The sequence below is a fragment of the Campylobacter coli genome, assembly GCA_039516895.1.
Classification (GTDB): Bacteria; Campylobacterota; Campylobacteria; order Campylobacterales; family Campylobacteraceae; genus Campylobacter_D; species Campylobacter_D coli_B.
Window position 1 is genome coordinate 1,034,548 of sequence record CP154437.1, and the last position, 16,396, is coordinate 1,050,943.

Sequence of the window (16,396 nt, forward strand, 5' to 3'; positions counted from 1 at the left end):
AATTTCTTTTTATTTACTTCCTAAACCCTAGTCTGCCCTAAAAGATTATTAAGTCTATCCATTATAGAATTAACATAAGAATCTATACTTTGGCTACTTGCTTTCCAACCATTAGCAAGAGCTTGTTTAATTTCAGCGTCTAAAGCCCAATTACCCATAGCAGATTCTTTAGGAATGTTATTTTCATACATATATAAATCACCTTCTGCTATGCCACGCTCTGCCCAATATCTAAAAAAGCTTTTAAAATCACTTTTACCTGTCATAATACTATCAATGTTAATTGCAGGACCACTAAAGCTTTCTTTAGCCATAGCCCTATTATGGACTTCTATTATAGGATTAAGTGTTGTTTTTGGACTATATAAAACACGCCCTTCTTGAGATTTTATCAAGCTCATAAACAAAGTTTCTTTAGAATAGCTTCCATCTTCATTTTGTGGATAAACTGACATATCAGGATTAAACCGCCAATCATCACCTTTAGAAACATTTTTAATTTCTTCTAAGGATAAGCCTAAGGTTTCGGGTTTAATTCCCTTTATTAATCCTGCAGAATCAGAGTAAATACTATTTGCTTCATTAAATTGCTCTTGGTTTCTATACACATTTGAAATTGAAACATCAGAATAATCAGCTATACTCTTAATAGCAATATCATTATTTCTTATAGGATCAGGATTTTGAAAAATACCATAACCATTATAAAATCCATTTATAGCATACCCCTTAGGCATAGAATTTATATCTGCTTCACTAAAACTTGTTTTATCATTTGGAAAACTTTGGCTTAAAGCATTAGAAAAAAGATTATAATATTGTTTTATAGTTTCAGCCATATCTATATTAGTATAATACTCGCTTACGCCTAAGTATTCTTTTATACTTGAAGCAACAGGATCATTTTCAGCAGCTTTTTTAATCTCGTCCAAAGTAGATTTATGTATCTTAAAATCTTCAGGTAATCCCGCAGCTTTGTTAAAATCACTTCCCATATAGCCATCTTTATCTACACTATAACCATAAGCTGTATCAGTGCTTAAATCTACTTGTTTATATTTTAGAGTATAAATAGAGTTTTTAAATTCACTTGATATATCATAATTAGGAGAACTTGTCTTACTACTTATACTAAAATTAGTATTATTGCTAGTATTTGATATATTAGTAGAATTTGAGTTACTGCTTAATACTTCACTTCTTGCTAGAGTTTGTGAATTTGCATTTTGAATTTCATTTAATTTACTAGCATTTTGTTTTAAAAAAGCATTAGCAAAACTTATTTTAGAATTTTCTTTACTTTCTTTATTAGCTTTTGCTTGTGAAAGTATAGAACCATAGTTTGAGTTATCATTGATGCTAAAGATACTCATATTAATTCCTTGATTTAGATTTTTCTATTTTTTTATATAGATAAATAAGTTTTTAAGCCTACTTATCCATAACCCTTAAACCCTAGTTTGTCCTATAAGATTATTTAATCTATCCATTATAGATCCAACATAAGAATTTATACTTTCACTACTTGCTTTCCAACCATTAGCTTTTGCTTGATTAAGCTCTCTTTCAAACCAAGCTCCACCACCATAACCTATGTGATTTTGCCATTTAATTCCTTTTTCCATTGCATAAATACCTGCATCAAGCCAACCATCTTGTGCATAGCCTTTTAATAAACTTGCAAAATCAACCTTACCTGTCATAATGTCATTTAAAGCAATACTATCACCATTAAAACTTTCTTTAGCCATAGCCCTATTGTAAGCTTCTACTTTTGGATTAAGTGTAGTTTCTGAACTCTCAACAGGTTGTCCGCTACCATATGATTTTAAAAAACTCATAAATAAAGTTTCTTTAGAATAATTTCCATCTTCATTTTGTGGATAAACTGACATATCAGGATTAAATTGCCAATCTTCACCTTTAGAAATATTTTTGATTTCTTCCAAAGATAAACCAAAACTATGTCCATTTATGCCATCTATTAAAGATCCTGATTGTATATATAAACTTTCAGCTTCTTTCATTTGTTCAGGGATTTGATAAATATTTGTAATAAAAGAATTTGAAAAATCTCTTAGGTGAGTGATATTCATTCTATTGCTTGAATCATTAAAATCCATCGATTTTATTCCATTTATAGCATACCCCTTAGGCATAGAATTTATATCTGCTTCACTAAAACTTGTTTTATCATTTGGAAAACTTTGTTCTAAAGCATTAGAAAAAAGATTGTAGTATTGTTTAATGGTTTCAGCCATATCGATATTAGTATAATACTCGCTTACGCCTAAGTATTCTTTTATACTTGAAGCAACAGGATCGTTTTCAGCAGCTTTTTTAATCTCGTCCAAAGTAGATTTATGTATCTTAAAATCTTCAGGAAGTCCCGCAGCTTTGTTAAAATCACTTCCCATATAGCCATCTTTATCTACACTATAACCATAAGCTGTATCAGTGCTTAAATCTACTTGTTTGTATTTTAGAGTATAAATAGAGTTTTTAAATTCACTTGATATATCATAATTAGGAGAACTTGTTTTACTACTTATACTAAAATTAGTGTTATTGCTAGTATTTGTTGTATTAGTAGAATTTAATACTTCACTTCTTGCTAAAGTTTGTGAATTTGCACTTTGAATTTCATTTAACTTACTAGCATTTTGTTTTAAAAAAGCATTAGCAAAACTTATTTTAGAATTTTCTTTACTTTCTTTATTAGCTTTTGCTTGTGAAAGTATAGAACCATAGTTTGAGTTATCATTGATGCTAAAGATACTCATATTAATTCCTTGATTTAGATTTTTTTGCCTTCAATCTAAATATATTTTATAAATAATACAAGCAAAATTTGTTCCACTTTGGAATAAATTATTCTCCCAAATAAATTCGCAAAGCCCTTTCATAGTCTTCTTGGGTGTCAATCCCCATGCTATCAGTGTTAATTTGAAGCATTTTTATCTTTTTGCCATTTTCAATAGCTCTTAATTGCTCTAGTTTTTCAGCTTTTTCAAGAGCAGAATTTTCCAAAGTGCAAAATTCACGCAAAGCTTTAACGCTATAAGCATAAATTCCTAAATGTCCTTTAAAACTTTCCTCATAGTCTGCCCTTTCGTAAGGAATTTTCGCTCTTGAAAAATATAAAGCAAAATTATTTTTATCGCAAACCACTTTCACCAAATTCGGATCGCTTGCATCATCTTTACTGATATCCTTATAACAACTCGCCATAAAAGCTTCTTGTTTCAAACAAGAATTAGCAAATTCTTTAAATTTGGCTAAATTCTCGCATTCTATAAAGGGTTCATCTGCTTGTACATTGATGATGATTTCATCATCTTTTAGGTTAAGCTTTTTACAAGCTTCATTGATCCTATCTGTGCCACTTTCATGATTTTTACTTGTTAAAACCGCGTTAAAGCCATATCTTTTAGCGATTTCTAGCACTTTTTCATCATCTACTGCTATACAAACCTCATCCACACTCGAAACTTGCTTAGCAGTAGCGATAAACATAGGTACACCGCCTATATCGCAAAGAATTTTCTCAGGAAAACGCGTTGAAGCTAATCTTGTCGGTATAATAATCATTTTTTAATCCATTCTAAAATTTCACCTTCGATATCCCCTATCTCATAGACTTTTTCATCAGCATTTTTAAGATCAAAAAGCTCTAAAAGATCTTTTTTGATATCTACTTTAAATTCTTTAGCCAAAAGCTCAAAATCTGCCTTTTCATCCTTGCATTCTCTACCAAAAAGTGCTTTTACCATACTTGGAGTAAATTTAGTCCATTCTGCTGTTGAAGTGATGATGCTTGGCTTTGAAGTATCAAGCATTTTAAAGCAAGTTGCAGTATGCGGATCGATTAAAATTTTACTCTCTTTAATAAAATTCATACATTCTTCATCGGTACAAAAATCAGCTTCAAAATCCTCTTGCAAACTTTGTAACTCCTCTTTTTCTAATTTGAAATATTTCTCAGTTTTTAACAAATTCATCAATTCATTAGTCCTAAGATCTGAAAATTTAGAAAATAACAATCTTTCGATATTTGAAGAAATAAGTATATCCATAGCCGGAGAAATCGTCTTTTTTAAACTTCTATCCCTAAGATCATATTCTCCTTTGGTAAAAAAATCAGTAAGAATATTGTTAGCATTAGAAACAATTTTTATCTTAGAAATTTTAGCTCCCATCAATTTAGCATAATACGCCCCTAAAGCATTGCCAAAATTCCCACTTGGTACAAGAATTTCAATCTCTTCTTTAAACTCATGATAAAGTTTTAAGCTTGCATAGTAATGATAGATGATTTGAAATAAAATTCTACCAAAATTTACAGAATTAGCAGCGCAAAGTCCGTATCCTACTTTGCTCAATTCATCTTTAAAAGTTTCTTTTGCAAGCAAATTTTTTAAAGTGCGTTGTGCATCATCAAAATCTCCCCTGATAGCAAAAACTTTTAAATTTCCCTTATCTAAAGCTCTCATTTGAAGCTCTTGTATAGCACTTGTTCCACCTTTTGGATACATGCAAAGCACTTTAATATTTTCTAAATTTTCAAAGCTTTTAAGCGTTGCAGGTCCTGTATCTCCACTCGTAGCACAAATGATTAAAATTTTTTCATTTTGAGAAAATTCATTTAAAAGCACTCCAAAAGGTTGTAAAGCCATATCTTTAAAAGCTCTTGTAGGCCCATGCCAAAGCTCGTTAATATATGTTTTATCTTTTATCTTTTTTAAAGCGATAGGTGAGTTTTTATCATCAAATTTTTCATAACTTTTTAAAGCCTTATCAAACAAAGCCTCATGTCCAAATTCAAAACTCTCTATCAACTTTAAAGCAAATTCTTTATAAGATAAGTCTGCGTATTTTTCTCCATCAAATTGAGGCAAATTTAAAGGCGAATAAAGCCCACCTTGTGGAGCATTAGGATTAACTAATGCATTTTTAAAATCTACTTTATTGTTTATATTTCTACTTTCAACTAGCAACATTAAAACTCCTTATATATTGATATAATTTTTCTTTGAAATTTTCTTTTAATTCTATATTTAATTCTATAATCTGACACTTAAATCCAAAATCCTTCACCTTAACATAATCCTTAAAAGTTAGCATTAAAGTATCACAATGATGCTTATCCAACAAAGCTTGCAATTCTTCTTTTTTAAATTCATAATGATCTTTAAAAAAATAACAAGCCCTAGCCTTTATAAAATGCTCATAAAGCCTAAAAGGCTTTGCAATAGCTGTAATCAAAACCGCCTTAGGATTTTCTTTTACATAAGAATAGCGTATAAAATCCCTACCCTCACAAGCTATAAAATCAGCTTTTTTTTCGTAAAATTTAGGCAAACGATAAGCACCGCTTGGTAAGGTAAAATTAAAATAAGGCTTGATCTTGCTTTCAAGTAAAATATCAAATTTTTGGATATGAAATTTAGAAAAAGCATCATCTAAAAGCACTATTTTAGCCCCTAGCTCAAAAGCTTTTTGAATTCCTACTACCCTATCTTCACTTACGATCACGCCCTTGACACATTCTTCAAATGCGTACTCCATCGCTTCATCGCCACTTTGCGAAACTTGAGCTAAAATTGTATTTTCATTTTTAACTACAACTAAACCCTTACTTTTACGCTTATAACCTCTAAGCACTATAAAAACGCCTTCAAATTCCCTTGCTATAGCCTTACAAATAGGTGTTTTTCCATTTCCTCCAAAGCTTAAATTTCCTACGCTTATAATGGGTTTTTTAAAATCAATCTTTTGACGAAAACAAGTATTTAAAATCGCACACAAACCATAAAGCAAACTCAAAGGCAAAAGAATAAAAGCTAAACATTTTTGAAAAAAGCTGGGTTTAAAAAAATAATTATCAAGCCAAAGTTGATACTTTTTTTCTTCATTCATTATTTATTCAAACTCGCAATTTCAGGCATATTTCTTTTAAAAGCATTGTTTTTTATTCTTGATTGAAGCATGTCTAATAATTTTTTATCTAAATTTTCTAATACTTTCACATCTTGATTTTCAAGTGCTTTTAATCCTTTATCTATAAGCTCATAGGAAAAACCCAAGTCTTTCTCATCACTTTGTCCTATCCAAAGATCTGCACTTGGAGCTTTTTGAATGAATTTTTCATTTAAATTTAAATATCTTGCTAATTCATAAATTTCACTTTTATAAAGCTCTCCTATGGGATTAAAAGCGTAAGCTAAATCTCCATAAATTGTCCCATAGCCCAAAAGCAATTCGCTTTTGTTTGAAGTACCAACCACTAAAGCTTTTTTTAAAGCAGAATAATCATAAAGCAAGCTCATTCTAATGCGTGCGGCAAAATTTCCCCTGCTTAACTCATCTGTATTTTCACTTTGTTTTAAAAAAGCTTCTAAAATGTCTTGAATTTCTATGATTTTGTATTTTAAATTTAATTCCTGACAAAGATCTAAAGCATCGTTTAAATTTTCTTGATTAGAAAATTTTGTGGGCATTAAAAGCGCAAAAACATTTTCGCCTAAAGCCTTCTTGCAAAGCGTCGCCACCAAAGCAGAATCAATTCCCCCACTAAGTCCTAAAACAACACCACTTAAACCCGAGTCTTGAACCTTGCGCTGAATAAATTCACATAAAGCTTGAGAAATTTTTTCATAATCCATAAACTTACCTTTAAACAATCAATGTATAATTATAATTCATTTTAAGTTCAAATTTCAATAAAAAAGGCTAAAAATGCAAATTCTAAAACAAGCTTGCGGACCTTATGAGACAAATTGCTATATTTTAAATACCTCTAAAGGGGATTTTATAATAGATCCTGGCCTTAATGCTCTAAGCTTTATAAAACAATACGCTAAAAAACCTCTAGCGATTTTAAATACTCACGGGCATTATGATCATGTATGGGATAATGCTAGAGTAAAAAAAGAATTTGACATTCCAATTTATATCCATAAAAATGATGAATTTATGCTACAAGATCCTTTTGGAAAAGGTTTTGAGCCAAGCAATGCAGATATTTTAATCGAAAATGAAGATGAGCTTGAAATTTCTAACACTCGGTTTAAATTTCATTTTCTCCCTGGACATACACCAGGCTGTACCATGATAGAACTTGTGGGTGAAAATTTGATGTTTAGTGGAGATTTTTTATTTTATAGAAGTATAGGAAGATGGGATTTTCCTTATTCAGATGCCAATTTAATGAAACAAAGCTTGGAAAAAGTGATGGCTTATAAAGAAGACTTTAGACTTTTACCTGGGCATGGGCAAGAAACAAGCCTTAGAGCTGAACAAGTGCATTTGCCTTCTTGGCTTAGATATTTTTAAAGGTGGCTTTTGTGAATTTGGATTTTGTGTTACTTTGCTTTTTTGTTTTTTTAGATGCTTTTGCACTTTTAGGTTTATTTTTAGGAAATAAGAAAAAAAATCAATTTAATGATAAAAAATTTTATAAAATTTGTCCCTGTAAACAAATGGCGGAAAATGGCTCTTTAAGTACAATTTGTATTTATTCAGCTGTGGGCGGATTTTTTTATAGTGTATTGTCTATAGGTTATATTGGGTTTGGCGATTTATTTTTAAATTTGATTTTCTTATTTACGCTTTTGACTGCTTATGTGGGCTGGAAACTAAAACTTGATTAAACTCTGTTTTTATGATTGTTTTAAAAAATTTATTTTTATAAGTGCAAGTTTTTTAAGCAAGCACTCAAAAAATAAATAATATTTTTTAAGTAAAATTAAAATTTTATTTTACTTAAAAGTCGTTCCACCATCTACGATGAAAGTGTGTCCTGTTACCCAACTTGCTTTATTTGAGCAAAGAAAAAGACAAGCACCGGCTAAATCCTCAGGCTGTCCCATGCGGTTTAAAGGACTTAAATTTATAGTTGCTTGTTTAACCTCTTCATAATTTGTAAAAGCTCTTAAAGCATCTGTTTCAATCGGTCCACCGCTGACTACATTTACACGGATATTTTTTTCTCCAAGTTCTGTTGCTGCATATCTTGCCATTGCTTCAACCGCAGCTTTTGCTGTGCCATGTCCTGAGTAATTTTCTATATAAACTAAATTTCCAGTAGATGAAATTGAAATAATACTTCCACCCCCTACTTTCTCCATTCTCTTAGCTGCTTCTTGGGCTCCCACAACAAAAGCATTTACAGTAGCAGTAAAGATATTGTTAATTCCTTTTGGTTTTAACTTCATAAATTTAGTATAACCACCCACAACTGCACGACCTGAAATAATAGCATTTGAAATAAAATAATCCACCCTATCAAAATCCATGTCAATTTTTTCAAAAAGCTCTTTGTAAGTTTCAGGTTCTAAAATATTGAATTCATAAGCTCTTGCTTTGATCTTATAATTCTTCTCCAAATCCTCAACCATTTCATTAGCGATTTGCGCATTTGAATTATAAGTAAAAGCTACATTTGCTCCTACTTTTGCAAATTCATATACAATAGCCTTACCAATCCCGCGTGTTCCGCCACTAATAACTAAGGTTTTTCCTTTAAATTCTGTTTCCATTAAAATCCTTTAATTTTATATTTTTTCATCACTTCCTCTATTTTAGCAAAGTTTTCTTTACTTGGAGGGCAAAGAGGAAGTCTAAATTCCAAACTTTCAATAAGTCCTGCTATATACATAGCAGTTTTTATAGGGATGGGATTGCTCTCGCAAAATAAAATTTTATTGATATTATAAAGCTCGTCATTAATCTTTTTAGCTTCTTTATAATTTTCTTCTAAAGCCAAATGGGTAAGCTTGCTAATCATATCAGGCAATAAATTTGAAGTAACCGAAATCACCCCTTTGCCCCCATTAGAAAGTATAGGATAATTGATCGCATCTTCACCTGAAATCAATATCATCCTTGGTTCATGTGCAAGCAAGTCAACGCATTTGTCTATATTTCCACTCGCTTCTTTAACTCCATAAATATTTTCACAATCTCTAAATAATTTAATAATAGTCTCGGTGCTAATTTCACAGCCTGTTCTTCCAGGGACATTGTATAAAAGCACAGGAATATCCACACTATTTGCAATCGCTTTATAATGCTCATAAAGTCCTTGCTGTGTTGGTTTGTTATAATAAGGAGCTACGCTTAAAATTCCATCTGCTCCATGCTCTTTGGCAAATTGAGCCAAATCCACAGCCTCATGAGTAGCATTGCTTCCAGCACCCGCTAGAACCTTAACCTTAGTTCCTTTACAAATATCTACTGCAATTTCAATACAAGTTCTATGTTCTTCATGGGTTAAAGTTGCACTTTCTCCTGTCGTCCCAACAGGAACTACCGCATCAATGCCATTATCAATTTGTCTTTGTATCAATCTTGCATAACTTTGCTCATCTAACTTGCCATTTTTAAAAGGTGTAATCAAAGCTGTCATTGCTCCGATAATGATATTTTTATCCATTCTTAATCCTTTCTTAAAATCAATGTAGTCGAATTTGATCTATCAAAATATTTTTTAGCACTTTTAACCAAGTCTTGCTCGCACAAATGGGCTATATTGTTTTCATATTCTAAGAGAGGTTTTAAATCCCCTCTAGCCAAATAAGAACCATAAGTATTGGAAACCGCACTTGCTGTATCAAGCGAGAAGATAAAATCGCTCTTGACATTATTTTTTACTTTTTGCAAATCCTTGCTTGAAAAATCACCCTTTTTAAGCCTGTCTATAATCTTCCAAAGCTCTTGCTCTACTTTTTCTGCTTTTACACCTACATTGCAATTACAAATAAAAATAAACAAATTCTCATCTATACAATCATTTGCAAAAGAATAAAATTCATTAACCAAATTTAACTCATCAACCAAAACCTCATTCATCATAGAACTTTTTCCATTTCCTAAAAGCTCTGCTAAAGCATTTAAAGCAGGTATATCCTTATGTTTAAAATTAGGAATTTTAAAACCTATGGCAAGAAGTTCGGTGTGAGTTGGTTTTTTAATCTCTATCCTTTTAGCTCCATCTTGTTTAGGCTCTTTAGTATGAATTTTTGGAATAGGTTTGGTATTTTTGATTTTTTCAAAATGTTTTTTAGCTCCACTAAAAACCTCTTCGCTATCAATATCCCCACTTACTATCAAAATAGCATTTTTAGGCTGATAATAAATGCTATGAAATTCTTTAATATCTTCTATGCTCCAATTTTCTATATCCTTAAAAAAGCCTATAGGAGTCCAATGATAAGGATGATACATAAAAGCGTGATTAAAAAGTCTAAAGTACAAATATCCTAAAGGATTATTATCCGTTCTCCATCTACGCTCTTCTAAAACCACGCTTCTTTCGGGCTGAAATTCTTCATCTTTAAGGCTTAAATTTTCCATAAGCTCTGCAAAAAGTTCTAAAGTTTTGTCTAAATTTTTCTTAGAACATTTAATATAATAATGAGTATAATCAAAGCCTGTGCTAGCGTTATCAACCCCGCCAAAACCCTTAACTATCTCATCAAATTCTCCTGCTTTTAAATTTTTAGTGCTTTTAAAATTCAAATGTTCAAGCATATGAGCTATACCGCTTTTTCCCATGATCTCATTTCTTGAACCCACTTTGTAAAAAATATCCACACTGATAACATCACTGTTTTTATTTACAGGAAAAGTATAAACATCTAATTTATTTTTTAATGTAATTTTACTATAGTCTATCATTTTAAATTTGCTCCCACCACTTCACTAATATGCATAAAACCATCTTGTTTTAATAATTCTATAAGAGTTTTATTAATATCTCTTACCAATGAAGGCCCTTTATAAATCAATGCTGTATAAACTTGTATCAAATTAGCCCCATTTTTGATTCGCTCATAAGCAAGCTCGCCGCTGTCTATCCCTCCACTTGCAATAAGTAAAGTCTTTCCAAATAAAACCCTAGCAAGCTCTTTAAAGAAAATACCGCTTTTTTCAGTGATGAGTCTTCCGCTTATACCGCCAAAAGTTCTATTATTATCAAGAAGAGAATAATCTACGCTTGTATTGGCTATGATAAAGCCATCTGCTCCTTTTAAGATAGCATTTTCGCAAAGCTTTAAAGCACTATCTATAGGCATATCAGGAGCAATTTTTATCAAAATAGGCTTATTTGTGATTTTTCTAGCTTCTTCAAGAAGATGGTTTAAAAAATCATCATTTTGAAGTTCTCTTAAATTTTTAGTATTGGGCGAAGAGATATTGACGATAAAATAATCACACAAATCTTTAAAATTTCTAAATAGAGTAAAATAATCCTCCAAAGCTTTATCATTGCTTGTAATCTTATTTTTGCCTATATTTGCCCCCAAAGGCAAAACAAAAGGATAAATTTTTGATAATCTTGCGGCGATTTTTTCCGCTCCTTGATTATTAAAACCCATTGCATTTTGTATGCTTTCTTGCTTTACAAGGCGAAATAAACGCGGTTTTTCATTTCCCTCTTGAGGCTTTGGTGTAAAGGTTCCAAATTCTAAAAAACCAAAACCAAGAGCTGCTAAAGGGCGTATCATGGTAGCATTTTTATCAAATCCTCCTGCTAAACCCACAGGATTGTTAAAATCAAGTCCTAACAATTTTTGCTTCAAGCTATCATCATTTACAATATAATTATAAGCAAAAAAGCTCAAAGAACCTGGCAAAGCAGCATTTAAAGTTCTTAAACTGCCCTCTACTAAAGCATGGGCATTTTCAGGATCGAGTTTAAAAAGTAAAGGTTTTATAAAATTATAAAGCATATTATCCCTCGTTTTTTTAAAATTTTAACTAAATTTAACTTAAAACTAGACTTTATCTACTTCTTTGTTTTTAAATTTCTGATAAAGTTCGCAACTTTGTAAAAGCTCTTTATTGGTTCCTATGGCAATCATTTGCCCTTGATCAATCACTGCGATCTTGTCTGCATTTTCTATAGTGCTTAAACGATGAGCTATCATTAAAACAAGTCTATCTTTTTTTAAATTTTCTATAGTCTCGATGATAGCTTTTTCACTTTCATTATCAAGAGCTGAAGTTGCTTCATCAAAGATAAGTAAATCAGGATTTTTGTATAAGGCTCTAGCTATGGCAATGCGTTGTTTTTGACCTCCGCTTAAATTTTTACCATGCTCTTTTATCTCTGCATAAATTCCTCCCATTTCTTGGACAAATTCATAAGCATTAGCTAGTTTTAAAGCCTTGATAATCTTTTCTTCATTAGGCTCTTCGCTGTAAGCTATATTTTCAGCAAAGCTATCATTAAAAAGATAAATATTTTGCGTTACAAGGCCTATTCTATCATGCAAACTTTCTATGCTGAATTCACTGATATCTAAATCATTTAATAAAATCTCACCCTTTTGCTTATCATAAAAACGCATTAAAAGATTGATAATAGATGATTTTCCGCCCCCACTTGTTCCAACAAGTGCAAGAATTTCACCCTTATTAAATTCAAAATTAATATTTTTTAAAACACTTTTATAAGGATTTTCATAAGCAAAATCTACTTGCTTAAATTCAATCCTTTCTATACTTTCTAAATTTTTACTTCCATTTAGAATTTGTGGTTCTAAATCGATTAGATAAAAAGTTCTCTCACTTGCTGCTATCGCGCCTTGTAGCCTGCCATAAAGCGAAGATAGTCTTTTTAAGGGTGTATAAATAGCAAAAAGTGCTGTAATAAAAGCAAAAAAGCTACCCACACTCATCGTGCCATGGATCACTTCTCTTCCTCCGATGATAATTACCGCAGCCACTCCAAGCGATCCGATAATCTCCATAAGCGGACTAGTTAGAGCGTCAATGCGAGTGGATTTTAAATTTAAACGACAAAGCTCATTGTTTTGTTTAGCAAATTTTTCGCCTTCTTTGTTTTGGGTATTGCTCGCCTTAATAAGCTCAATATTTGAAAAAATTTCACTCAATCTTGAGAGTAAATCAGAATTTGTTTCTTGTATGCTTCTAGCGTATTTTTTTAATTTTCTAGCAAAATGCACCAAGGGCAAAATCGCACAAGGTAAAACCACTAAAGCGAAAAAAGCCAAAATAGGACTTTGATAAAATACAACTATCAACAAACCCACAATCGTTAAAAGCTCTCTAAAAAAATCAGGAATGATATTAGAAACTATACTTTGAAGAGCGTTAATATCATTAGTACAACGACTTACCAACTCTCCACTTCTATTGCGCTTAAAAAAATCTAGATCAAGTCTTAAAAGATTTTTTAAAACCTTAAAACGCAAAATTCTTAAAGTATCCATCCCTATAAAACTTAAATAATAAGTTTGCAAATAAAAACCCAAATTCTTTAAAATATAAATAACAACAAGCAAAAAAGGCAAGGTATAGAGCAAGGCCTCATTTTTTTCAACAAAAATATAATCTAAAATAGGCTTTAAAGATGCAAAACTTCCAGCCGTTCCTATACTAGTAAGTATCATACCAAAAATAGCGATGGCAAATTCTTTCTTGTATTTTTTATAAAAGGGCTTAAAACGGATTAAAACATCTTTAAGAGTCATATCTTTATGCATTTAAATTTTCTCCCAAATCGTTCCTTGTGGTGTATCTTGCAAGGCGATACCAAGCTTAAGTAAGTCTTCTCTGATCTGATCTGCTTTGGCAAAATCTTTATTTTTCTTAGCTTCGTTTCTTTGCAAAATTTGATCTTGAATTTTTTCTTTCAACTCTTCAGCTACACCCCATTGAAAATATAAATTTTCATCCATAAAACCAAAGCCAAAAATTTTAGCTAGTTCACTTAAGGCTTCTTTGATTTTTTGTTTTAATTCTTTATTTTTACTTTGCTGATCAAGCTCTAAATTTGCATTGGTTATAAACTCATCTAAAAGAGCTAAGGCCTTAGAAATATTTAAATCGTCGCTTAAGACTTCTAAGATTTGCTTGGCGATATTGCTACGAATCTCTATATCATTTAAAATTCCAAAATCCTCGCTCTTTCCCACAGCAAGTCTTTTTTTAAGACGATAAAACTTATCCAAGCGTTTTTTCACATTTTCTAAATCTTCTAAAGAATAATTAAAATGGGCTCTATAATGGGAACTTAAAAGATAAAATCTCAAAGCTTCTCCCATGAAATCTTTCAACGCATCTTTTAAGAAAAAGCTATTATTTAAGCTTTTGCTCATTTTTTCTCCATTGATTTTTACAAAACCATTGTGAAGCCAAATTTTTGCTAATGTTCTTTTGCACGCACAACGACATTGTGCTGCCTCATTTTCATGATGAGGAAATAACAAATCCACCCCACCCGCATGTATATCAAGAGTATCACCAAAAATAGAATCGATCATAGCCACACATTCAGTATGCCAACCTGGTCGCCCTTTTCCAAACTCACTATCATAAAAATTTTCATCAAATTTCCAAAGAACAAAGTCACTCTCATTTCTTTTTTCAACTTCATTGCTAAGTCTTGAAACATTTTCTTCTGTATTGCGGTGAGATAAACTTAAATAATCCTCATCTTTACTAGTATCAAAATACACTCCATCTTCTAAGGTATAAGTAAAGCCGTTTTTACTAAGCTTATGGATAAGATCTAGCATGGGTTCTATATAATATGTCGCACGAGGTTTAAAATCAGGCTCTAAGACATTTAAAGCTTTCATATCTCTTTCATAATTTGCTATATAAAACTCAACAAGCTCATTTAAGCTCTTACCACTTTCACTCATTTTTTTTAAAATTTTATCGTCTATGTCTGTATAATTTCTAGCAAATTGCACCCTATAACCCAAAGAAAGCAAAACCCTACGCAACAAATCAAAACAAACACTGCTTCTAGCATGGCCCAAATGCGCATCATCATATACAGTAGGTCCGCATAAATAAATATTGATATTATCTTGCTCAAGTTCGATTTTTTCTTTTAAAACACTATCCATTAATTTCATCAAAACACTCCTTTAACACTAGCAACAATCCACAACAAAGCCTCTATAAGATAAGGTTTGATCCCATAAAGTAAAATTGTAAAAACAACAAGTCCTATAATCATTAAAAAACAAAATTTAAAAGATATTAAAGCAAAAAAGTTCTTAAAACCAAATTCTTTGATATTGGCAACAAGCAAATAAAAAGCACTTAAAGAACTTGAAAGCGCCACAGCTATAACCTTTAAACTCTCATCTTTGATTAAAAAAATAAAAAGCACAGAACATAAAGCACTGATAAGCAAAGCTTTAAAGGCGATAAAAGCGGCGGTTTTTTGTTTAAATTTAGCATAGAGCCATAAAGAAAATAATTTTTGCAAGCCAAAAGGCAAAAGTCCTACTAAATAAGCAATTAAAACATAGGCTGTGATAATACTATCTTCGTGAGTAAAATTCCCTCTTTCAAACAAAAGCTTTGAAATTTCTAAGGCAAATACAGAACCTACAATACTTGAAACAATCAACAAAACACTTAAAACCGCCAAGGCTCTTTGCATAAAACTTAAAGCTAAATTTTCTTGATCACTTTTTAAATGTTTTAAAATTTTAGGAAAAGAAACTTGAGTTAAGGCTATGGCAAAAAGAGCTAAAGGAAGCTGAAAAACGCGGTTTGCATAATAAAGATAAGAAATACTGCCCGTCATTAAAAAACTTGCAATCGTCGTATCAAGCAAAGAGCTTATTTGTGTAGCAGAAGAGCCTAAAACTCCATGAAAAAAATTGCTATAAAAACCCTCTAGTTTAGCTTTTGCTCGTCTAAATTTCACACTTAATGCCATAGCGCGTATTACAGGATTTTTTCGCAATACCATTAAATGCAAAATCAATTGTGCCACACCGCTTAATACAGTCGCATAAGAAAAATAATAAAGCGTATCTTGAGGAGCATCTTTATCAACAAAAAATGCGGCTATAACTATACTTAGATTAAACAAAGCCGCCGAAAAAGAAGTGATGAAAAATTTTTGTCTATAATTTAAAATCGCTCCTAAAAAGGTAACCAAAAAAATAAAAAACAAATACCAAAAATTAATCGCCACCAAAGGAGAAGCTAAAGCTATGGTGTCAGAACTAAACCCAAAAGCAAAAAGCTTGGTAAAAAATGAAGAAAAAAAGCTTACTAAAAGACAAAATAAAAACACTATAACGCTAAATTGATACATAACGCTAACACAAAAAGCACCTTTTTTCCTTGCTTTTACAAAATTAGGTAAAAAGCTTTGTCCAAATGCCCCTTCGGCAAAAATTCTTCTAAAAAAAGCAGGCATTTTTAATGCTACAAAAAAAATATCGCTATAAATTCCCGCTCCCAAAAAAAGGGCGATTAGCACATCGCGCGCCAAACCCAAAACGCGAGAAAATAAAATTCCTAAAGCATTGATGATAAAATTTTTAAACACTAAACTCTTCATAAATTTTCACAAATTTTCAAATATAAAAACTATCATTTTAACTAAATT

At 31.2% G+C, this 16,396-nt stretch carries 15 protein-coding genes; 2 read left to right on the plus strand and 13 right to left on the minus strand.

Going from position 1 to position 16,396, the window contains the following annotated elements; genetic code table 11:
- Positions 1–20: 20 nt before the first annotated feature.
- The 6 genes from AAID94_05260 to AAID94_05285 all read right to left on the minus strand — a co-directional run bounded on the left by AAID94_05260 (position 21) and on the right by AAID94_05285 (position 6,665).
- Positions 21–1,373: a hypothetical protein gene (locus AAID94_05260; GenBank protein XAK23254.1), complete on the minus strand. Its 1,353-nt coding sequence runs from the start codon at positions 1,371–1,373 to the stop codon at positions 21–23.
- A 75-nt stretch (positions 1,374–1,448) separates the two neighbouring features.
- Entirely contained in the window at positions 1,449–2,783 is a 1,335-nt protein-coding gene (locus AAID94_05265; GenBank protein XAK23255.1) for a hypothetical protein, read from the minus strand.
- An 88-nt stretch (positions 2,784–2,871) separates the two neighbouring features.
- Positions 2,872–3,591: a 3-deoxy-manno-octulosonate cytidylyltransferase gene (kdsB, locus tag AAID94_05270; protein XAK23256.1), complete on the minus strand. Its 720-nt coding sequence runs from the start codon at positions 3,589–3,591 to the stop codon at positions 2,872–2,874.
- Positions 3,588–5,000: a threonine synthase gene (gene thrC, locus AAID94_05275; protein ID XAK23257.1), complete on the minus strand. Its 1,413-nt coding sequence runs from the start codon at positions 4,998–5,000 to the stop codon at positions 3,588–3,590. Before thrC ends, kdsB begins: the two co-directional genes overlap by 4 nt.
- A complete protein-coding gene (locus AAID94_05280) occupies positions 4,987–5,919 on the minus strand; it encodes a tetraacyldisaccharide 4'-kinase (GenBank protein XAK23258.1) in 933 nt (310 codons plus the stop codon). Before AAID94_05280 ends, thrC begins: the two co-directional genes overlap by 14 nt.
- Complete coding sequence (locus tag AAID94_05285) at positions 5,919–6,665, minus strand: NAD+ synthase (protein XAK23259.1); 747 nt, start codon at positions 6,663–6,665, stop codon at positions 5,919–5,921. The genes AAID94_05280 and AAID94_05285 overlap by 1 nt, the downstream gene beginning before the upstream one ends.
- Positions 6,666–6,738: 73 nt before the next feature.
- Here AAID94_05285 and AAID94_05290 point away from each other — a divergent pair, with 73 nt between their 5' ends.
- On the plus strand, positions 6,739–7,335 hold the full coding sequence (locus tag AAID94_05290) for an MBL fold metallo-hydrolase (protein ID XAK23260.1): 597 nt from the start codon (positions 6,739–6,741) through the stop codon (positions 7,333–7,335).
- Positions 7,336–7,346: 11 nt separating this feature from the next.
- Positions 7,347–7,652 carry a hypothetical protein gene (locus AAID94_05295; protein XAK23261.1) on the plus strand — a complete coding sequence of 102 codons (306 nt, stop codon included), beginning with the start codon at positions 7,347–7,349 and terminating at the stop codon, positions 7,650–7,652.
- Between the two features lie 108 nt (positions 7,653–7,760).
- Here the strand turns inward: AAID94_05295 and AAID94_05300 are convergent, their stop codons facing one another.
- The 7 genes from AAID94_05300 to murJ are packed head-to-tail and all read right to left on the minus strand — an operon-like array spanning position 7,761 to position 16,348.
- Complete coding sequence (locus tag AAID94_05300) at positions 7,761–8,540, minus strand: enoyl-ACP reductase (protein XAK23262.1); 780 nt, start codon at positions 8,538–8,540, stop codon at positions 7,761–7,763.
- On the minus strand, positions 8,540–9,436 hold the full coding sequence (gene dapA, locus AAID94_05305) for a 4-hydroxy-tetrahydrodipicolinate synthase (protein XAK23263.1): 897 nt from the start codon (positions 9,434–9,436) through the stop codon (positions 8,540–8,542). Before dapA ends, AAID94_05300 begins: the two co-directional genes overlap by 1 nt.
- Before the next feature lie 2 nt (positions 9,437–9,438).
- The gene (locus AAID94_05310; GenBank protein ID XAK23264.1) at positions 9,439–10,680 is read right to left on the minus strand and encodes a pitrilysin family protein; all 1,242 of its coding nucleotides are present in this window, start codon (positions 10,678–10,680) and stop codon (positions 9,439–9,441) included.
- Positions 10,677–11,735, minus strand: a complete 1,059-nt coding sequence (locus AAID94_05315; GenBank protein ID XAK23265.1) for a quinone-dependent dihydroorotate dehydrogenase — start codon at positions 11,733–11,735, stop codon at positions 10,677–10,679. Before AAID94_05315 ends, AAID94_05310 begins: the two co-directional genes overlap by 4 nt.
- A 45-nt stretch (positions 11,736–11,780) precedes the next feature.
- Entirely contained in the window at positions 11,781–13,514 is a 1,734-nt protein-coding gene (locus AAID94_05320; GenBank protein XAK23266.1) for an ABC transporter ATP-binding protein, read from the minus strand.
- Complete coding sequence (cysS, locus tag AAID94_05325) at positions 13,515–14,897, minus strand: cysteine--tRNA ligase (protein XAK23267.1); 1,383 nt, start codon at positions 14,895–14,897, stop codon at positions 13,515–13,517.
- Positions 14,897–16,348 carry a murein biosynthesis integral membrane protein MurJ gene (murJ, locus tag AAID94_05330; protein XAK23268.1) on the minus strand — a complete coding sequence of 484 codons (1,452 nt, stop codon included), beginning with the start codon at positions 16,346–16,348 and terminating at the stop codon, positions 14,897–14,899. The genes cysS and murJ overlap by 1 nt, the downstream gene beginning before the upstream one ends.
- Positions 16,349–16,396: the final 48 nt, after the last annotated feature.